24 protein-coding genes are annotated in these 18,818 nt (G+C 69.2%); 11 read left to right on the top strand and 13 right to left on the bottom strand.

The window, feature by feature from the left end; all coding sequences use genetic code 11:
- The first annotated feature begins 97 nt into the window (after positions 1–97).
- Positions 98–706: a type IV toxin-antitoxin system AbiEi family antitoxin domain-containing protein gene (locus tag ACG00Y_RS18335; RefSeq protein WP_394481306.1), complete on the top strand. Its 609-nt coding sequence runs from the start codon at positions 98–100 to the stop codon at positions 704–706.
- 160 nt (positions 707–866) lie between these two features.
- Here ACG00Y_RS18335 and ACG00Y_RS18330 read toward each other — a convergent pair whose 3' ends face one another.
- The 5 genes from ACG00Y_RS18330 to ACG00Y_RS18310 form a co-directional block, all read right to left on the bottom strand.
- A complete protein-coding gene (locus ACG00Y_RS18330) occupies positions 867–1,385 on the bottom strand; it encodes a nuclear transport factor 2 family protein (protein ID WP_394481304.1) in 519 nt (172 codons plus the stop codon).
- A 158-nt stretch (positions 1,386–1,543) separates the two neighbouring features.
- Entirely contained in the window at positions 1,544–1,702 is a 159-nt protein-coding gene (locus ACG00Y_RS18325) for a DUF3309 family protein (RefSeq protein ID WP_394481302.1), read from the bottom strand.
- 66 nt (positions 1,703–1,768) lie between these two features.
- Positions 1,769–1,903, bottom strand: a complete 135-nt coding sequence (locus ACG00Y_RS18320) for a hypothetical protein (protein ID WP_394481300.1) — start codon at positions 1,901–1,903, stop codon at positions 1,769–1,771.
- A 13-nt stretch (positions 1,904–1,916) separates the two neighbouring features.
- Positions 1,917–2,081 (bottom strand): hypothetical protein, encoded by a 165-nt coding sequence (locus ACG00Y_RS18315; RefSeq protein WP_394481298.1) that lies wholly within the window; start codon positions 2,079–2,081, stop codon positions 1,917–1,919.
- Positions 2,078–2,425, bottom strand: coding sequence for a PRC-barrel domain-containing protein (locus ACG00Y_RS18310; protein ID WP_394481296.1), 348 nt, complete (start codon positions 2,423–2,425; stop codon positions 2,078–2,080). Before ACG00Y_RS18310 ends, ACG00Y_RS18315 begins: the two co-directional genes overlap by 4 nt.
- A gap of 241 nt (positions 2,426–2,666) precedes the next feature.
- Between ACG00Y_RS18310 and ACG00Y_RS18305 the strand changes: the two genes are divergently transcribed.
- From ACG00Y_RS18305 to ACG00Y_RS18295, 3 genes are all read left to right on the top strand, one after another.
- Entirely contained in the window at positions 2,667–3,164 is a 498-nt protein-coding gene (locus ACG00Y_RS18305; RefSeq protein ID WP_394481295.1) for a hypothetical protein, read from the top strand.
- 90 nt (positions 3,165–3,254) lie between these two features.
- Entirely contained in the window at positions 3,255–4,019 is a 765-nt protein-coding gene (locus ACG00Y_RS18300; protein ID WP_394481293.1) for a SapC family protein, read from the top strand.
- 143 nt (positions 4,020–4,162) lie between these two features.
- Entirely contained in the window at positions 4,163–5,128 is a 966-nt protein-coding gene (locus tag ACG00Y_RS18295) for a dienelactone hydrolase family protein (protein ID WP_394481291.1), read from the top strand.
- Positions 5,129–5,137: 9 nt separating this feature from the next.
- On the opposite strand, the gene eutC is transcribed toward ACG00Y_RS18295, so the two are convergent.
- On the bottom strand, positions 5,138–5,932 hold the full coding sequence (eutC, locus tag ACG00Y_RS18290; RefSeq protein WP_394481289.1) for an ethanolamine ammonia-lyase subunit EutC: 795 nt from the start codon (positions 5,930–5,932) through the stop codon (positions 5,138–5,140).
- Complete coding sequence (locus ACG00Y_RS18285) at positions 5,929–7,293, bottom strand: ethanolamine ammonia-lyase subunit EutB (protein WP_394481287.1); 1,365 nt, start codon at positions 7,291–7,293, stop codon at positions 5,929–5,931. The genes eutC and ACG00Y_RS18285 overlap by 4 nt, the downstream gene beginning before the upstream one ends.
- 150 nt (positions 7,294–7,443) lie before the next feature.
- On the opposite strand from ACG00Y_RS18285, the gene ACG00Y_RS18280 reads away from it, so the two are divergent.
- The 7 genes from ACG00Y_RS18280 to ACG00Y_RS18250 all read left to right on the top strand — a co-directional run bounded on the left by ACG00Y_RS18280 (position 7,444) and on the right by ACG00Y_RS18250 (position 14,568).
- Positions 7,444–9,060 carry a hypothetical protein gene (locus tag ACG00Y_RS18280; protein WP_394481285.1) on the top strand — a complete coding sequence of 539 codons (1,617 nt, stop codon included), beginning with the start codon at positions 7,444–7,446 and terminating at the stop codon, positions 9,058–9,060.
- A gap of 26 nt (positions 9,061–9,086) precedes the next feature.
- Positions 9,087–9,764 carry a DUF6683 family protein gene (locus ACG00Y_RS18275; protein ID WP_394481283.1) on the top strand — a complete coding sequence of 226 codons (678 nt, stop codon included), beginning with the start codon at positions 9,087–9,089 and terminating at the stop codon, positions 9,762–9,764.
- Between the two features lie 60 nt (positions 9,765–9,824).
- Entirely contained in the window at positions 9,825–10,685 is an 861-nt protein-coding gene (locus ACG00Y_RS18270) for an alpha/beta hydrolase family protein (RefSeq protein WP_394481281.1), read from the top strand.
- Between the two features lie 84 nt (positions 10,686–10,769).
- Positions 10,770–11,717, top strand: coding sequence for an SGNH/GDSL hydrolase family protein (locus ACG00Y_RS18265; RefSeq protein WP_394481279.1), 948 nt, complete (start codon positions 10,770–10,772; stop codon positions 11,715–11,717).
- A 42-nt stretch (positions 11,718–11,759) separates the two neighbouring features.
- On the top strand, positions 11,760–12,536 hold the full coding sequence (locus ACG00Y_RS18260) for a ThuA domain-containing protein (protein ID WP_394481277.1): 777 nt from the start codon (positions 11,760–11,762) through the stop codon (positions 12,534–12,536).
- A gap of 44 nt (positions 12,537–12,580) precedes the next feature.
- Positions 12,581–13,537, top strand: coding sequence for an alpha/beta hydrolase (locus ACG00Y_RS18255; protein WP_394481275.1), 957 nt, complete (start codon positions 12,581–12,583; stop codon positions 13,535–13,537).
- Complete coding sequence (locus ACG00Y_RS18250; protein WP_394481273.1) at positions 13,534–14,568, top strand: glycoside hydrolase family 43 protein; 1,035 nt, start codon at positions 13,534–13,536, stop codon at positions 14,566–14,568. The genes ACG00Y_RS18255 and ACG00Y_RS18250 overlap by 4 nt, the downstream gene beginning before the upstream one ends.
- Positions 14,569–14,702: 134 nt before the next feature.
- Here ACG00Y_RS18250 and ACG00Y_RS18245 read toward each other — a convergent pair whose 3' ends face one another.
- The 6 genes from ACG00Y_RS18245 to ACG00Y_RS18220 form a co-directional block, all read right to left on the bottom strand.
- Positions 14,703–15,164 carry a GNAT family N-acetyltransferase gene (locus ACG00Y_RS18245; protein ID WP_394481271.1) on the bottom strand — a complete coding sequence of 154 codons (462 nt, stop codon included), beginning with the start codon at positions 15,162–15,164 and terminating at the stop codon, positions 14,703–14,705.
- A 15-nt stretch (positions 15,165–15,179) separates the two neighbouring features.
- Positions 15,180–15,494, bottom strand: a complete 315-nt coding sequence (locus ACG00Y_RS18240) for a hypothetical protein (RefSeq protein WP_394481270.1) — start codon at positions 15,492–15,494, stop codon at positions 15,180–15,182.
- Positions 15,495–15,564: 70 nt separating this feature from the next.
- A complete protein-coding gene (locus ACG00Y_RS18235) occupies positions 15,565–16,542 on the bottom strand; it encodes a relaxase/mobilization nuclease domain-containing protein (RefSeq protein ID WP_394481268.1) in 978 nt (325 codons plus the stop codon).
- Position 16,543: 1 nt separating this feature from the next.
- Positions 16,544–17,206, bottom strand: coding sequence for a hypothetical protein (locus ACG00Y_RS18230; RefSeq protein WP_394481266.1), 663 nt, complete (start codon positions 17,204–17,206; stop codon positions 16,544–16,546).
- 39 nt (positions 17,207–17,245) lie between these two features.
- Positions 17,246–17,545: a hypothetical protein gene (locus tag ACG00Y_RS18225; protein WP_394481264.1), complete on the bottom strand. Its 300-nt coding sequence runs from the start codon at positions 17,543–17,545 to the stop codon at positions 17,246–17,248.
- Between the two features lie 943 nt (positions 17,546–18,488).
- Entirely contained in the window at positions 18,489–18,767 is a 279-nt protein-coding gene (locus ACG00Y_RS18220; RefSeq protein WP_394481262.1) for a helix-turn-helix domain-containing protein, read from the bottom strand.
- Positions 18,768–18,818: the final 51 nt, after the last annotated feature.

Raw genomic sequence — 18,818 nt, 5'->3', positions numbered from 1 at the left:
GAAAGCTCGTCACGGGATCGCGCACCGAGTGGCGAGCTCGCAAGTCGTGATCGTGCACTACTTCCATACAAGTAGTGCGCTTTGCTACCATTTCCCGATGCCAGCCCAAACCCGCGCCACCAAGCTGCTGCGCCTTGCCGCAAAGCAACCAGCGCTGTCCGCACGAGAACTGAACGAGGCCGGGTTTCCGGCGCGCACGCTCTCGCGCATGACGGCCAGTGGTCATCTCCGCCGGGTCGGCCGTGGGCTTTACGCAGGCACAGACACGCCGCCGAGCGCGCATCAGTCCGTCATCGAGGTGAGCAAGCTCGCGCCCAGGGCCGTGCTCTGCCTGCTCTCTGCGCTGGAGATCCATGGCATCGGTGTGCAGGCGCCCTTCGAGGTCTGGATCGCGCTGCCGGCCGGTACCCACGCCCCCAAGGGCAGCACGGCAGCCCTGCGCGTTACGCGCCTGTCTGGCGCCGCCTTCACCGAAGGCATCGAGACCCACGTGCTCGACGGCGCGCCGGTGCGCGTCTATTCCCTCGCCAAGACCATCACCGACTGCTTCAAGCTGCGCGGCAAGGTGGGGCTGGACGTCGCGCTCGAAGCGTTGCGCGAGGCCTGGACGGAGCGCAAGGTGACGATGGACGAGCTGTGGCGCTTCGCCCAGATCAACCGCATGACCAACGTGATGCGGCCGTACCTGGAGGCGCTGGCGGCGTGAGTGCCGACCGCTCGGCGTCGGTGCTTGCCCGGCTGCTGAACCGGTCGCGCAGCACGGGTGCCCCCAAATCGACGCCGTCTGGAATCCAGCCGCAGGCCAATGGACGGAGCGTTGATCGGTCTTGGCTCGCCGGACCGACCGACCCACCCCTGCCTCCAACTCAAGGCGCCCTTGCCCCTGCCGGCCGATGGTCAAAGCTCAGCACCCGCGCCAACCGCCACCCCCCGGTCTCACGCTTCCACAGGTGCACAAACTTCGCCTCCTCCGAGCCGGGTTCGCCTTTGCGGGCAAAGACGTGACGCCCGATCTGCACGGCGCCATAGCCCTGCATGGGATAGACCTCCAGACTGCCGGGGACAAGCGTGCGCGTGACGCCGTTGTCGCGGGGGCAGGATTTCATCGTCTTCACCGTCTCGCCAAAACTGGCCCCGGCCTTGTCGTGATAGAACTCAGCGTCCTCGGTGAAGAGGGTTCTGAACTTGCCGGCGTCGCAGGTCACGAAGGCGGCGTCGAACAGCGCGGCGTCCATGCGGGCCAGTTCGTCATGTAGCGGCCCCGAGCGGGACGTGTCCTGCGCCAGGCCGGGCAGGGCCAGCGCGGCAGAACACAGCCCGACCAGCAGCTGCAATGCAATGACGCGGATGCCCGCGCGCTGTGGACGCGTCGAGAGGGGGTGCATGGGCTGCCTTGCGAAGGTTGCGATCGCAGCAGTTTGCTAGGCGCGCCAGCGCGTGGCGAGCGGTGTGCGACGAACGGCTGCCGCGTGCAGACAGGCTGAGCATTGGCGGGAACGCGCGCCGCCGGGGCCGCGCGCCCAGCCCTGCCGCAGCGCGAGACCTACAACCGACCCGTCAGCAGCAGCACCACCAGGACCAGCAGCACGATGCCGACAACGCCCGTGGGGGCGTAACCCCAGCTGCGGCTGTGCGGCCAGGCAGGGATGGCCCCGACCAGCAGAAGGATCACGAGGACAAGAAGAATGGTGCCAAGACTCATGAGGGTCTCCTGGTGGCAAGTGAGAGGCTGCGCATGAGCGGGCGTGGCCGGGCCGGTGCCAGACTGTCAGTGGCCGCCGGTCGCGCCGGTGTAGGAGCGGCGCGCGAACCACCCGTAGGCGAAGCGGCTGCGATGCACATCGCCGGCCTCGACCCGCCCGGCCTGCCACCAGCAGCGCGCGGATGCCGGCCATCGGCGCACGTGATCATCAGCGTCAGTGAACCAGCCACAGCGCGGCGGAGCGCATGCCGGCGTCCACCTTCGGCGTGGGCGTGCGGTCGGGCGCGGGCATGGGTGGCTGCACCTCCTTGCGGCAGGCCGCCAGCGCGCCGACGCTGACCAGCAGCGCCATCGTCAGCTGAACAAGGCGCGGCTTCATACGCCCCACGCGGCGCCGTAGTGGGCGTAGACGCCACGACCGTAGTCCTCGGTCCACGCGGGGGCCGCGTCCTCGGCGTAACGGGGCGCGCTCTTGAGCTGCTCCATGTCGAGGTTGACGACATAACCGTCTTTCTCCACGTCATAGGTCAGCATGCTCCAGGGCAGCGGGAAGCGGTCCGAGCCCAGGCCCAGGAAGCCCCCGAACGCCAGCGCCGCATAACGCACATGGCCGTTGCGCTTGTCGATGATGAGGTCGTCGATCGCACCCAGTTTTTCGCCGGCAAGGTTGTAGACGTTCGTGCCGTCGACCCGGCTCGACGAGATGGTGGGATGCAGGCTCATGGCGGCTCCTTGGACAGGTGTTGACGGCCACTATCGGCCGCCGCGCAGCGGCGGGCGGTCAGCCTGCGGCACGAGTGGCTGTAGGCGCCGGCCGACCCGGCCGCGCCGCCTGCCTGCAGGCCGGCAGCGCGCCTGCCGTTTGTCCGATACGCCGCGCTGAACGGGGCCGACAACGCGGGCGATGCCGCCTGTCCATCATTGGCTTCATCCCGCCCCCATTCGCCCTCCGCCGGAGACCACCATGACGTCGTCCCGCCTGCTCGCCCCGCTGCTCTGCCTGTGCGCCGCCAACCCGGCACTGGCGCAGACGCAGAACGTGCCGTTGACCGATGGCCCGCTCGCCGGCCAGGGCCAGGCCTTCAGCGCCGCCGACCCGGAGCTGAACTGGCGCGACCCGCAGTGGCTGGCCAAGCAGCGCGAGCGTTCCCGCTGGCGCTACCAGGTCGGGCTGGAGCAGCAGGTGCGCTCGCCCGTGCAGCTAGGCCCCCAGGCAGCCGTGCGCGAGGCGGTGTGGGCCGGCGTGAGCTACGACCTGACGAGCCGCCTGAGCGGTGGCGTGGAAGCCCCCGTGTGGCAGCGCGACACCGGCTGGGCGGCGCGCATGAACTTCACGCGGCCCAAGGGCGACGGCCTGGCCGGGCTGCGTGGCGCGCTGTCATACAAGATGGGGCCGCAGAGCAAGCTGATGGTGCGCCCACGGGCGCGCAGCGTGGTGGTGACCTACGCGGCCACCTGGTAGCGGGGCGTCCCACAAAAAAGGGAGGCGAGGCGCGCGGCGGCGGGTGGATTGAGCAGAATCGCGGCTTCCTCGCACCGCTGGACCCTCGCCATGAAGACCCTGCTGATCTACGACGAAGTCGTCGCCCTGAACCGCGAACAGCACCGCGCGCTCAAGCTCGCGCCGCCCGCCCAGCCGTTCTCGTTCGCCCGCGAGACGAACTCGGTGCTGATCGCTGCGAGCGAGCTGCCGTTTGCGGCCCTGGACTTCCCCTGTGTGTTCATCGAGGCCGCCGACGGCCACAGCCTGGCGGCGCTGGTGGGCCTGCGCGACCACGAGAACCTGTTCGTGCAGCCCGACGGCCACTGGGCGCGCGGCGCCTACCTGCCGGCGTTCTTCCGCCGCTACCCGTTCGTGCTGGCCGAAGCCGATGGCGATGCGACCTTCACCGTCTGCCTGGACCGTGCCTGCCCGGGGTTGAACGCCGACAAAGGCGAGGCGCTGTTCGACGACCAGGGCCAGGAGACGCCGTGGCTGGAGGAGATCAAGCGCTTCCTGCTGAGCTTCCGCCAGGAGATGGGCACCAGCCGCGACTTTGCCAACCACCTGGCGGCGCTGGAGCTGCTGCAGGACGGCGTCATCGAGTACACGCTGGACGGCCACAAGAGCACGCTGCGCGGCTTCAAGACCATCAACGAGAACAAGCTGCGCGCGCTGGACGGCGCCGCGCTGCAGGACCTGGCGGCCAGGGGCTGGCTGGGCTGGGCCTATGCCCATCTGCTGTCCATCCAGCAGGTGCAGCGCCTGGCGCAGCGACTGGACGAGCGCCGCGCGCTGGACACGGCGGAGCGGGACGCGGCGCCGGCGACGCATTGAGCGTGGCGGGAAGAATTCGGGGCTGGGCTGCATCAAAGGCGTTTCAGACAAGTCCCTAGCGCGCACCTCGTGACCCGGTGGTACGTTGCCGCCAGCGTCGGATCGGCGATCTTCAGGCGCGAACGAACCCAACGGAGGCGCACATGGTTTGGCGATGCTTGAAGGTGACAGGTCTGGCGGCACTTGCCGTGGTGGCGGCGCTGGCCGCGACGCCGGCGCGGGCGTCGGGCGACAGAGGCCACGGTCCGGGATCGGCGCCCGACGTTTCGTTCATCAGCTTCCAGTCCCCCAACCTGGCCTCGCCCGGCACGCCGTTGACGATCCAGGGCAAGCTGAGCGTGCCGCGCCATGCCGAGCGGCGCGGCCACCGCAAGCTGCCGGCCGTGCTGATCCTGCACGGCTCGTCCGGCGTCGACGCACGCGGCGATTTCTACGAAGCCGCGCTCAACGAGGCTGGCATCGCCACGCTGCAGATCGACATGTGGCAGGCGCGTGGCATCACCGGGGCGGGCCAGAGGCCCAACGCACCGGTCATGACCTACCCCGATGCGTTCTCGGCCCTGGCCTTCCTCGCGCAGCAGCGGGGCATCGACGGCGCGCGCGTCGGCGTGCTGGGTTTCTCCTGGGGCGGGCTGGTCAGCCTGGGCACGGCAGAGCGCCTGTACGCGGGCCAGTTTGGCGGCGGCCTGACCTTCAAGGCCCATGTGGCGCACTACCCTGTCTGCTACGCCTGGAACAACACGGCCCTGCTCGCCGCCGTGCGCAGCACGCCCGCGCAATACGGCGTGCAGTGGATCAACCTCACCGGCGCGCCCGTGATGATCCAGGTGGGCACCAAGGACGACTACGACAACGGCAGCCAGCCTTGCGAGGCGCTGGCCCAGTCGGTCAACGGCAGCAATGGCGGCATCGTCAGCGTGAAGGCCTACCCCGGTGCCACGCATGGCTGGGACCGCCTGATGGTGCCCATGGTCGTGGCGGACCCGTTCGCCAACCAGGGCAGCTTCTTCAGCACCGGCGTGCCGCCTGCGGTCAAGTTCACGCCCGACGCCGATCAGGCCTACCAGTCGCGCGCACGGGTGGTGCGCTTCTTCGAGAAGAAGCTGTAAAGATGGCAGCTATCCGCCGAGCAGCCGCATCAACGCGGCCGGCGCGGCGGACAGCGCGCGGTCGTCCTGCTCGTCCTTCAGCTCGACACCGCTCAGTTGCCGCGTTCGGGACTGGCGCAGCAGCGCTTGCAGCTTGTCGGCCGCAGCGGCCGGCGGCAGGCCTTCGGGGCGGATGTTGGAGATGCAGTTGCGCTGCGCATCCACCAGGCCCGGGCGCGGCGCCCAGCTGAAGTAAAGCCCCAAGCTGTCGGGCGCCGACAGGCCCGGCCGCTCGCCGATCAGCACGACGACGCAGCGGCTGTTGAGCAGCGCGCCGACCTCGTCGCCCAGCGCCACGCGGGCCTGGGTGGCGACGACGGGTGGCGCCCAGGTCCAGCCACCTTCGGTCGCCAGCCGCTCGCGCAACGCGGTGAACAGCGGCAAGGCCTGGCGCTGCAGCGCGAGGGCGGAAAGGCCGTCGGCGAGGACGAAGGCGAGGTCGGTCTCGGCGACTGGCAGCGCCGTCAACGCGGTGACGCTGGCTTCGCTCAGCCGCCGGCCGAGGTCGGGGCGTTGCAGGTAGCTGGCCCGGTCCGCGGCCTGGCTCTGCACCTGCATCGGCGCCTCGCCCAAGGCGCGCAGGCCGGCCAGCAGCGCGGCCACGTCCAGCGGCGCGTGCACGGCGTCGCGCGCCTCGGCATGGGCTTGCTGGAACGCCAGGTGGGCGCGGGTCGGCACGCTGACGCCGGCGCGACCCAGCGCGATGCGTGCGGCGGTGTGGCGGCGCAGGCCAGCCCAGGGCTGGTCGACGACGGCGGGCTTCATGATTGCGACAGCAGCGCGGCAAAGCGCTCGGGCAGCGCATCGGCCAGGGCCAGCTGGCCGTCGAAGATGCCCACGCGCTGCAGCCAGGCCTCGAACTCCGGCGCCGGCCGCAGCCGCAGCAGACGGCGCATGGCCAGCGCGTCGTGAAAGCTGGTGCTCTGGTAGCCCAGCATGATGTCGTCCGACCCCGGCACGCCCATGATGTAGTTGCAGCCGGAGGCGCACAGCAGCGTGAGCAGGCTGTCGACATCGTCCACATCGGCCTCGGCGTGGTTGGTGAAGCACACGTCCACGCCCATGGGCAGGCCAAGCAACTTGCCGCAGCAGTGGTCCTCCAGGCCGGCGCGCAGGATCTGCCTGCCGTCGAACAAATACTCCGGCCCGATGAAGCCGACGACGCTGTTGACCAGCAGCGGCTCGAAGCGCCGCGCCACCGCATAGGCGCGGCACTCCAGCGTCTGCTGGTCGCAGCCGTGGTGGGCGCCGCTGGACAGCGCGCTGCCCTGGCCGGTCTCGAAGTACATGACCTGCCGGCCGCCGCGCTTGAGTGCCAGCGCCGCTTGCTGTGCTTCTTCCAGCAGCGCCAGCGTGATGCCGAAGCCGCGGTTGGCGCCCTCGGTGCCGGCGATGGACTGGAACACCAGGTCCACCGGCGCACCGCGTTCAATGGCCGCCAGCGTCGTCGTCACATGCGTCAGCACGCAGCTCTGCGTCGGGATCTCGTGCCGCGTGATGACGGCGTCCAGCATCTGCAGCAGCCGCATGACCTGGGGCAGGTTGTCGGTGGCGGGGTTGATGCCGATGACGGCGTCGCCCGCGCCCATCAGCAGGCCGTCCAGCAGGCTGGCGGCGATGCCGGCCTCGTCGTCGGTCGGGTGGTTGGGCTGCAGCCGCGTCGCGAGCCGCCCGCGCAGGCCCAGCGTGGAACGGAACTGCGTGACGACCTCGCAGCGGCGCGCGATCAGCATCAGGTCCTGCACGCGGCACAGCTTGCTGACGGCCGCGGCCATCTCGGGCGTCAGGCCGGCGGCGATCTGCGTGGGGTCGACGGCATCGGCCAGCAGCGCATCGCGCAGGCCGCCCACGGTGAGATGCGAGATCGGCGCGAAGGCGGCGGCGTCGTGCGTGTCGACGATGAGGCGTGTCACCTCGTCGCTCTCGTAGGGCACCACGGCTTCGTTCAGGAAGACCGTCAGCGGCACGTCGGCCAGCGCCAGCTGCGCGGCGACGCGCTCGCGCGCATGGGCCGCCGCCACGCCGGCCAGCTCGTCGCCAGAGCGGCGCGGGCTGGCCTTGGCGAGCAGCGTGCGCAGGTCGGCAAACAGGAAGCGTTCGGTACCGAGCGTGTGGGCGTAGGCCATGGTGCGAGTGTGCGCAAAAGCCAGGGCGCCTGCATGACAAAGCGGTGAGAAATACCGGCTTTGCAACCAAGGGATTGATGGTGCATCGGTGGCTGCCGAACATCGCGCCCTCTTGGAACCCGGCCCGACGCACAGATGCGATTCCCCTTGATGGCATGGCCCCTGGCCTGGACCTTGGTGCTCGGCCATGCCGCTGGCGCCGCCAACCTGGCGGCCGACCCCGCCGCAGTGAAGCAGCTGGTCGACGCCGTCAGCCTGGACGTGATGTCCGAAGCCGCGCTCCAGGCCTGCGACGACGTCGGCGCCGCCGCCACGCCGCAGATGCGCGCGGCCTGGGTGGCCTGGCGCGAGCGCCACCAGGTCGCGCCGCTGCGGATGGTGGTGGCGGCCTTGCAGCGGCGCCAGGGCAGCAGCGCGCCCTCCTGGACCATCATCACCGAGCCCCTGCGCCAGCGCGTGCTGGGCGAGGCCGCGCCCGACGCGATCTGCGCCGGCCTGGCGCAGGACCTGCAGGGCGCCGCCATGGACGTGAGCGCCCAGTACCCGCAGGCCCGTGCCGTCGCCCAGGCGCTGGTGCAGGCGAAGCTGGTGACCCTGTCTAGCCAGCCCGTCGTCGTGCCGGGCGGCGCCCGGGGCCAGGTCTTGCTGCCCTGCCAAATCCCGGCACTGCGGGCCCAGCAAGGCCGCAGCTGGAGCGCCATCTCCGAGGAGGCCGCAGCCCGCGCGCTGGGCGCGGTCCATGCCAGGGGGCGAGTGGAGCGCTGGGGCAGCGACGGCGACCGCTATCGCCTTGTCCAGGAGCAGGGCGACCGGCGCTGCGAACACGGCATCTACCTGGGCTTCAATGCCGAGCCCTGGGTGGGGCGCGAGATCGTGCTGCGCGGCCTGGTCACATCGTTGAGCGGCACGTCCATCACGCTGTCGGGCGCGGCGCTGGTCGGCGATGCCTCGGGCCTGACACCCTACCCGCTGGCGCAGAAGCCACTGGCGCGCCGGGAGGTGCTGCTGCAGCGGGTGATGAGCCCGCCGGCCAGGGGCCTGGCCGACAAGGACCTGGCGGCCGTCGTCATCCACGGCGAGGGCAACTACAGCAACGGCACGCGCTGGGACGAGGACGTGCGCTTCCTGCTGCGCGACGGCACGGTCTACCGCCGCACCGAGATGCCGCCGGACCAGCTCAACGTCGCCGCCTCGCGCCAGCTGGAACCGCAGCGCTGGGGCCGCTGGCGCGCCGATGGGGCGGGCTACCAGATGCAGGCCCAGGACGACGACGGCCGCCCCGACGGCGGCTGGAAGGCCGAGAAGCACTACGCCGTGCGCGCCTGGCCCAGGGACACGCGGCTGGACGGCAGCTTCAGCCGCGGCACGTTCAGCGGCAGCCTGGTGCTGGGCGGCACCTCGTCCACGCGCAGCATCCGCTTCACGCGCGAGGGCCGCTTCGAGCGCAGCTACAGCTCGCTGTCCAGCTCGGGCACGCTGGGCGCCACGCTGAACAACACCATGATCTCCGGTTCCTCGCACCGCGACGGCAAGGGCAGCAGCAGCACCGGCGGCGGCACGGTGGGCTCGGGCGGAGGCACGGCCGGCGCCTTCAGTTCCCGCAAGACCGACGACGGCGCCAGCCGCCGTGGCCGCTACCAGCTCAGCGGCTATGTGCTGACGCTGGACTACGACGACGGCCGCCAGGAGCGCCTGCTCAGCTTCCCCGTGCATGGCGACAACAAGACCGTCTACGTCGGCGACGGCAGCCTGAGCCTCGACAACTGACCCACCGCGCTTCCAAGGAGTCCCGATTGCCCCGACTGCATCCCCTTTCCCTGCGTGCCTTGCTCGCCGCGCTGGCACTCGCCGCCGCAGCAGCCGCTGCCCAGGTGGCCCCTTCGCTGAGCCTGGCCGAGCAGATGCGCAGCATGATCGGCAAGCCCCCGGCGGCCGGCACTGCGGCGCCTGCACCCGCCGGTGGCGCGGCACCCCTCATCGCCAGCGGCCCGCCGCAGCTGCGGCAGTCCGCCACCGAGCTGGCGCAGCGCTTCCCGGCAGCCAACCGTGCCGCGATGGCCAAGGCCTTCGAGGAGTCCTTCGCCTTCTGGCAGAAGCTGGAGACCCAGCTGGGCCTGACGCCCAACGACGTGGGCGCCGCCACGGCCGCCTTCATCGCCGGCAACTACAGCGCCTTCATGCAGCAACCTGTGGCCGACGACGACTTCAAGGCCCTGGTGGTGCAGATGCAGGGCCTGCTGGCCCGCAGCCCCGCCTTCATGCAGAGCAGCCCTGCTGCCCGGCGCGCCATGTTCGAGCAGCTCGCCATGGTGGGCGCCTTCATGGTGGTCTACCGCGAGCACCTGACCGCCAAGCCCAACCCCGCCGAGGAGGCCAACTTCCGCAACACCGCCAAGGCCAACCTGGAAGCCGGGCTGGGCCTGGCGGTGGAGCGCATCCAGATCGGCAGACAGGGGCTGGTGGCGCGCTGAGGGCGGCGTTCTGTGGCCCTCACCGGCCTGTCATGTCGCTTGTCTAGGCTAGGCAGCCTGATGCCCCCATTCACCGCGTTTCTGCCCTGGGCCATGGCCTTGTGCGCCTTGCTGGCCTTGTCGGCCGCCGTCATCGCGCTGCAGGGCAAGCTGCTGTTCGGCCGCACCTGGGTCATCCGCCGCACGGACCCCGGCCCCGCTGCGGCCCGGCGACGCAACGAGGCCGTCTGGCTGGCGCGGCCGGGCGGCGTGCAGTTGCAGGGTTGGCTGACCGTGCCGCTGGATGCCGCGCCGCGCCGGCTGCTGCTGTGGTTTGGCGGGCGCAACGAGAACGTCGCCTGGACGCCCGACCTGGCCGGCTGGCTGCCGGACGACTGCGCGCTGCTGGCCTTCAACTACCGCAGCCTGGGCGCCAGCGGCGGCTGGCCGTCCGAGGCGGCCTGCGTGGCGGATGGCGAGGCGGCCGCAGACTGGGCGCTGGCGCGGCTGGCGCTGCCATCGCAGGCGCTGCACCTGGCCGGCCGAAGCCTGGGCACCGGCGTGGCCATGCAGCTGGCGGCGCGGCGGGCTGCAGCCGACCGGCCGGTCGCCAGCGTCGCGCTGATCACGCCGCTGAAGAGCCTGCGCGCGGTGCTGCGGCGCAACCCGCTGCTCGCGCCGCTGACGCCCTGGCTGCGCTCGCCACTGGACAGCCTCGCCGCCGCGCGGGCGCTGAACTGCGAGGTGCTGGTGCTGCTGGCCGAGCACGACACGCAGGTGCCGCACGCGCATTCGCACACGCTCGTGCAGGCCCTGCGCGGCGCCGGCTCGGCCGTCACGGTGCACCAGCTGGCGGGCACCAACCACCGCAGCCTGGCGCGCACGCCGGCGGCCATGCGGCATCTGGGCGGTTGGCTGCTGGAAGACTCGGCGGCCCCCTAACTGCGGGCTCCTCGCTGGCTAACCCTCTTGCCAGCGCCGGGTCAGGTGCCTAGCGTCGCCTCCCACAAAACCATTGGAGACGACATGACCCACCTTGTTCGCAGCTCACTTGCCGCCGCCGCTCTGGCCATGCTTTGTGCCGGCCCCGCCAGCGCCGTCACTTTCAGCGATGCGTACTTCTTCGGCGACAGCCTGTCCGACACGGGCAACGTCTTCACCTTCGGCCAGATGCCGGCCGGCCCTTACTACCAGGGGCGCTTCTCCAACGGCAAGGTCTGGGTGGAGTACCTGGCCGAAGGCATCGGCCATGCCGACGCCGCCAAGGCCAACTACCAGGGCGGCAACAACTACGCCATCGGTGGCGCGCGCCTCGCCGTCGGCCCTACCAGCGTGCTGGCGCAGATCGGCACCTTCAGCAGCGTGCACGCGGTGGCTGACCCGAACGCGCTCTACGTCGTCGTCGGCGGCGGCAACGACATGCGCGACGCGCGCAGCGGCAACCCGGCCAACATCGGCGCGGCCGCCACCGCCGCCGCCGACAACATCAAGACCGCCCTCAGCCTGCTGGCCGGCAAGGGCGCGAAGAACATCCTCGTGGCCAACCTGCCCGACCTCGGCGCGACACCGGAGGCCATGGCCCTCGGCCTGACCGGCGTGTCCACGCAGGCCACCGATGCCTTCAACTCGCTGATGGGCGGCGTCGTCAGCTACGGTCAGGGCATCGGCCTGACGATGAGCTTCTTCGACTTCGCGGCCCTGGGCGCTGCGGTGCGCACCGATGCGCTGACCAATGGCGGCGGGCTCTACGGCATCACCAACGTCTTCACGCCTTGCGGCGGGTTCCAGGGCTCCGTCGGCATTTCCTGCAGCGTCTCGCAGTTCTCCGACGCGCTGCATCCCTCGGCCGCGTCGCACGCGCTGATGGGCGCCGCAGCCATCGCCGCCGTGCCGGAGCCCGCCACCTACGGCCTGATGGCGCTGGGCCTGGGTGTTGTCGGCTTCATGGCGCGCCGCCGCCGGCCGGCCGCCTGAGCAGGGGCCCTGGGCCGCGCCGAGCTGGAAGAATCGCGGCCCATGAAACTCTCCCACGCCCTGCCCGCCCTGGCCGCCGCCGCGGTTGTCTCCAGCACCGCCCTCGCGGCCGACGGCCAGTTCCAGCTGCTGGTGCTGGCCATGCCCACCAAGTACCACTACGAGTACATCCCGGTGGCGCGCGAGAGCTTCGAGAAGCTGGCCAGGCTGCACGCCTTCGACCTCACCTGGGCGGCCCAGCCCTGGGCCTTCGAGGGCGACCTGAGCAAGTATGCGGCGGTGGTGCTGCTGAACAGCTCGGGCGAGGAGTTCAACGAAGCCCAGCGCGCCGGGCTTGAACGCTACATGCGCGCCGGCGGCAACGCCGTCGTCGTGCACCGCGCCATCATCAGCAAGCCGGGCCTGTGGCCCTGGTACGAGAAGCTGGTCGGCCGCTCGTTCGTCATCCACCCCATGCTGCAGACGGCCGTCGTCACCAAGGCCGACCCGGCCCACCCCGCCACCTTCGGCCTGCCGGACAAGTGGCTGTGGAGCGACGAGTGGTACGAGTTCAGCAACCCGCACGGCGTCAAAGTGAACCCGGTGCTGACGGTGGATGAGCGCACCTACGACCCGAAGAAGATCTGGCCCGGCCAGGTCGCCCACGGCATGGGCGCGGACCACCCGGTGAGCTGGTGGCAGGGCTACGAGAAGGGCCGCGTGTTCGTCACGGCGCTGGGGCACAACGCCGAGATGTACAAGAACGCGCAGTACCTGGACCACCTGTGGGGCGGCGTGTGGTGGGCGGCCACTGGCTACGGGAGCCCCAAGCGGCCGTAATCACTCACCGCCGTGAGCGCGCTCCGCGGGCAAACTGCGCCGCCATGAAGCGCCGCCTGTTGAACCTGCTCGCCCTGTCGACCCCATTGCTGCCGATGCTCGCCTCTGCCGCCACCCTCCCGTCCGTGCTGCCGCTCTGGCCCGAGGGCGTGCCCGCCGCCCAGCGTGCCGACGCGCCGGCCGCGCGCGGCGACCTCGGTGCGGAGCGCGTGGATGCCAACGGCGGCATCGCCAATGTGTCGGTGCCCACGCTGACCGTCGTGCCACCCGCCGTCGACCGCCCCAACGGCAGCGCCGTCATCCTGTGCCCGGGCGGCGGCTACCGCTACCTGTCGTGGGCACGCGAGGGCCAGCAATACGCCGCGTGGCTGAGCACGCTAGGCATCACGACCTTCATCCTGAAGAGCCGCCTGGAGGAATGGGGCCACCCCGCGCCGCTGCAGGACGTGCTGCGCGCCATCCGCCTCGTGCGCTCACGCGCGGCCGAGTTCGGTGTCGACCCCAAGCGCATCGGCGTGATGGGCAGCTCGGCCGGCGGCCACCTGGCGGCCAGCGCCAGCACGCTGTTCGACCACGCCGACGGCCGCACCGGCGCAGCGCTGGACCAGGTCAGCGCGCGACCCGACTTCGCCGTGCTCGTCTACCCCGTCATCACGATGATGGACCCCGCCGCCCACGCCGGCTCGCGCAAGGCGCTGCTGGGTGCCGCGCCCAGCCCGGCGCTGCTGGCGCTGACCTCGCTGGAGCAGCAGGTGAGTGCCGCCACGCCGCCCACGCTGCTGCTGCACACGCAGGGCGACAAGTCGGTGCCGGTGGACAACAGCATCCTGTACTACCAGGCCCTCACCCGCGCGGGCGTGCCGGCTGAGCTATTCGTTTTCGAGCAGGGCGGCCACGGCATCGGCATGCGCGACGGGCTGGGCAACGCGTCCGCCTGGCCCCGGCGGGCGGAAGACTGGCTGCGCCAGCGCGGCCTGTTGCACAAGGCGGCGGCGCGATGAAGCGCCGTGAACTGCTGGCGCTGGCCGGCGTCTTGCCCGCGTGGGCGCAGGCCGCGGATTCGTCCATGACGCTGCCCGGCATGGACCTGCACGACCCCTTCATCGTCACCGACACGGCCAGCAAGACCTATTGGCTGTTCACGAAGAACCACCCGTCGTTCAGCGGGCAGAAGGCCATCGGCGTGATGGCCTACAGCAGCCGCGACCTGAAGCACTGGAACAAGCCCGAGCTGGTGTTCCAGCTGCCCGCTGGCACCTGGGCCAACGACGGCTGCTGGGCGCCTGAGGTGCACCACTGGCGCGGCAAGTGGTACTTGTTCGTCACGGTCCACAACGAGAGCCTGCCGCTGGCCCAGCCCAGCCCGGTGCCGGGGCAGAAGACCTACCGCCGCAGCACCGTGCTGGCCGTGGCCGACCAACCCAACGGCCCGTTCACGCTGGTGCGCGACGGCGAGCCGGTCGTGTCCAAGGACTTGATGACGCTGGACGGCACGCTGTATGTCGACCCGGCGGGCAAGCCGTGGATGGTCTACGCGCACGAGTGGTTGCAACTGCGCGTGGGCGCCTTCGCCGCCGTGCCGCTGGACGACGAACTGCGCGCCACCGCGCCGCCGCGCGAGCTGTTCCGCGGCAGCGCCTCGCCGGCCGCAAAGCCACAGCAAGGCCAGGGCATCATCGTCACCGACGGCCCGCAGCTCTACCGCACGGCCGACGGCAGCCTGCATATGCTGTGGTCCAGCTGGGGCGAGGACGGCTACTTCCAGACGCTGTCGCGCTCGAGGTCCGGCGACCTGTTCGGGCCGTGGGAGCACCTGCCGGTGTGGCTCGCGAAGGGCTCCGGCCACGGCATGCTGTTCCGCACGCTGGAGGGCGGCTGGATGCTGGTCGTGCACCGCCCGTTCAAGAATGCGCGTGGGAAGCTCTACGACGTCCGAGAACGCTCGAACGCGTTCGAGATCCTGCGCCAGCGCATTGATCTCGACCTGGATTCCGCGCCTGTGCCACCGGCAACCCAAAAGATCGGTCATTGACTCTCCTGACCGCGCTGGCCGATGCGGGGAGTCTGGACCCTACGCAGCCGGCAACCCGTCGCCGGCGATGAAACCCGGTTCACCGTCCAAGATGATGACGATATCCGCGCGGGTATCGGTTGCCTGCTTTTCACTCAGCGGTGAACAGCACGCTCGGTCATCAACCGCTCCAGCCATCGGAGGAATTTCATGTGCCGCATCGGTCCGAGATGCTCGCCCGGGACGGCCGAGATCCCCGCGACTCTGACATCGGCCTTCCGATTGCGTACATAGCGCGCGAGTTCGTTTGAACAATCGGCCAGATCCTCCCAGTGTTGGGCCGCAAGTCGCATCTCGCACCGTCTCATCGGGGGCGCGATGACCAGTCCCGGCTCGCAGTCCTCGCACAGCGCACTCCAAAAGGGAGCGGAATCCGCGGACGCTTGCAAGGGGGCGATGGGAAGCGGCTTGCCGGGCGGCGAACATCTTTCTACGACTACCTTCAACAACAGTCGTGCAAGACCGTGACGCCTGAGCGAAGGGTGGACTTCAAGGTCGTCCACATAGATTTCGTTGTCAAGCGGCGAGACCCCAAAGCCGACGCGACACACCGCCATCACGCTATCCGGCAACTACCCGTTGGCAAGCTGCCAGGGCCGCGGCGCGGCAAAGGTCATGAACGGGTCGACCTCGAATTCGATACGCAGGTCGGAGAAGTCTCGGCGCCGCACGAACCAACGCCTGACTTGGCGCCGACCATGCGGACCAATCGCCGACCTGACGCCTGGCAGGTTTGAGCGCAGCCAGCTGTTGACGCTGTGAAATGTCAACGACCAGAACGTCCCCCAGACTGCAGGGGATCTGTTGAGATCAGCTCCAAGACCATCCGCTTCAACTTCCGGATCTAGGTCCGGATCCACACGCCTTGCCTTCCAAGATTGGCGCATGTGTGTCTCCTGTGTGGCAGTTCAAAGCAAACGGGCGAGCCCGCCGCGGTGGCCGTGACGAGTGCGGCCGTCATCGCACCCATTCCGGTCCGGAGCTCCCCCGCCCGACGATGGGTTGCTGCTCCGCTTCGAGATGGCGACCGACCTCACGCATGGCTTCGGGGTGCTTGCGCAGGACGTCCTGGATGTACGGCGTTCGACAAACGAAGTCGGCGACCTTGGACGCCAGTTTGCGGTCTTCCTCTTGTTCGGAGTCCACCAGCGCCTTCAAGATCTGACCCCAACACTTCATGGCCTCGGCGCGGCTGCGGTCGACGGCCTGGCCACTCTTGGTCGGGCGAATGGTCGTTCGCAGGCGCCCTTCGTCCCTGGCCTTCATTCGCCACAGCGAGTCGAAGTTGCGCGTGGCACCCCGAACGGCCTGTCCGGTGGCGTCCGCATCGATCTCCAAGCCCTGCAGCCGCTCCGCGAAAGTCTGTCGCCAACGCTTGAGATCCGGCGTGCCGCAGCTCAGCCGCTCGCCGGCGATCGACTCGCGCTTCACACACAAATGGACGTGAGGACTGGTCTGGTGCTCGTGCAGCACCATGACGTAGCGGTGCCCGGCGAGCTCGATTCTCGCGAAATCGCGGACCGCCTGCCTCACCAGCTTCGCGTCCGTTCCCGACCGCATCGCCAGCATGATGTTGACGGCCTCGCGCCGGTTCTCGACTTCGGAGATGAACCTGCCGCTGTAGCGCCAGCCATCCGTCAAATCACGAAGCGCTTCCTTGCCATCGCGTACCGTTCCGCGATCGTCCTCGAATTCCAGACAGCCCGACCGGGTGATGTAGCGCAGGTGATCGGTGATGGCACCCATGCCCCTGCCACCGCCCGTGACCCTGACGATCACCTGCGGCGCTCGCCGCACCACCGTCGCGATGCGCTGGCGGATGGCGACAGCACGGGCTCGCAGCTTGGGCGGCGGATCCGCCGGCACGATGCGGTTGGACGGGTAGAACAGCCGGTCGCCCCACTGGACCAACGCGCTGTCGATGTTGCGCGCCATCTCACCACCTCGACCTTCTGTATGGCTTCAGCTCGGCGATCAGCACGGAGGCCACCTTCAGGTGTTCCGCGACCGAGTTATTCAGCGACTTGATGCTGGCGTGAAACGGCGCCAGCTCCGCGTGCGTGGCGGCGCTCCGGGTGAGCAGCCGCAGGAACTCGTTGAAATCGGTGGCCACCATTGCGAGACGGTCCGTCGAAACACGCAGCGCCTGCACGGCCGCCGCGTGGTCGGGAGGCAGCGCCGCAGGCGAGATGCCCTTCAACAGCGACCACACGAACTCACCCCGCGTCATGTCGGCAGCGCGTGCGCGCGCAGTGAGTTCCGCATGGCAGGCCTCAGGCAGGTTCAAGTGAAAGTGCAGGTTCCGCGTTGAATGCTCGAACGGTTGGCCACCGATGACCGGGGCGGAGGGCACGAGATCGTCATCGAGCATCTTCAGCGTCGCCCGGCGTACGAGAACCGACATGGACGTCCCCAGACGCTGCGCATGCGCGCGCAGGCGTGGCCCCAAGAGCCCCAGGTTCAACATGAGCCTGTTGCACTCGTTCGTCCGCTTCTGCGAGGTCCGCAGTGGTGCCTGCAGGCCCTCCAGCGGAAGCGCGGTCAACGAATCCAGCAGCACGAGCTGCTCTGGTTCCCGGGTGTTTGAGGACCTGTCCATTCCATCTGCTCCGACACGAGGCGAACGTCTACAGCGGGCTCACGGCCGCGTGCGTTGGGACTGGCCATCCTTGGGCAACCCTTGCTCGCGTGACAGGAAGTCGGACATCCGCTTGGCAATCGGTTCCGCCTGGGCTCCTTGCGGATCGGGCAGATGGCACTGGTCGTAGAGCTTCCAATAGTCGAAGATGCTGGTGATGCCAGCCTGTGCCGGATTCGCCTTGCAAAGCACCAGGAACAGCACGCCGGCCATGTATACGGCGACGCCAGCCGGCGCGGCATAGGCGACGATTGCAAAGACCAGGGCCGCGATCGTGCGGCTTGGGGACCAAGGATTCATGCGTCACTCCTGCCAAAGCGTTTGCCGCGAGAACTCCCGTACTCCATCAGGATCAGCCGCTCGCGGTGGATGCACGCAAGGGCAGCCGATGGCGCCATCCCGCACCGCGCCGCGGCCGGGAGTCTCCTGACCGAGCACCTTGTTGTCCGGATGGCAGTCGAGTCCAAACCTGCTCCCCAGCCTGCTTTGCACACTGCCCGCTTCAGCGGATAGCGGCCTGATGACCGCGGGGGTGATTGCAGACCTTGGACCGCTAACTGTCCAGATGCACTGCTTCCCGCCTCCGGCACCTTCCGGAGGGCTCGCAGAGCACACCAAGCCCGTGCCGGCCAGCACTGGAGGCTTCAAGAACCGAACGTTCGAAGCGGTGTGTCGTTCGGCGCCTCATAGAGTGTCGGGAAACCCGTAAGCAAGTTGCACCGAATGTCTGGGCGCCTCAAACGTCCATCCCTCCAGCGCGATGTGCACGCGGCGGACTTTTACCAACTGTTTCAATGGCGTGGCTTGGCAGCGCCGCACACGGGAGGGATTCCGCCGTCCGACCCATGCGCCTTGAGTTCGCCAGGCCAGGTCTTGCCGGTCGCCGTGGAGCTGGCGGTGGCGGTCGGCTCGACCCATGGCCGGGTTGGGACCTCGGCGATCTCCAAAGACCTTCACGGCGAACCACTTGGACGGTGCCTAGCCGATGGTCGAAGTCGTGCGACCGCGGGTCGCCGTGTTCAGCGTCCCTCTACGTCATCCCGAGCACGCTGTCGTACTGCGGGTGTTCACGGTCTTCGAGAACTGGTGCGGTTCGCAAATATTGCCGACCTCAGCCTGACCGCCTACTGCGATGAGCGCGACAACAAACGTCGGCCTCTTGGACAACTGGCTCAAGCCCCATGCTCGACAACAGGCCTCGTCCCCACTCAGTCGTATTCAGTAGTTCGCGTCACAGGCTCCGCTACGGGACCTTTGCCGATGAGTCGCTATCGGGCGGTCTGAGCAAAAGCCAGGGTTCGGTGCCGAGCGCTGCGGCCAACTTCTGGATGTTGGCCAAGGAAACGTTCCATCGTGAGCGTTCGACGGCTGAGACGTAGGTGCGGTCAAGCTCACATTCCATGGCGAGCTCCTCTTGGGACCAGTCTCGCTGGACGCGGAGCAATCGGACGTTGTAGGCAAGCACGCCTCGAACATCGTCGTGAGACGGTAGTTCAGTGGGTGGCTTGGGCGTCGCGGACATGCCGTCAGGTTGACGACACGACTGATTTGCATCTACGGAGTTTGCTTCACA

It is taken from the genome of Pelomonas parva (assembly GCF_043555835.1).
In the GTDB taxonomy this organism is placed as follows: Bacteria; Pseudomonadota; Gammaproteobacteria; order Burkholderiales; family Burkholderiaceae_C; genus Pelomonas; species Pelomonas parva.
The sequence above is the reverse complement of the archived record's forward strand: the minus strand, read 5'-3'. Positions and strand labels throughout refer to the sequence as shown.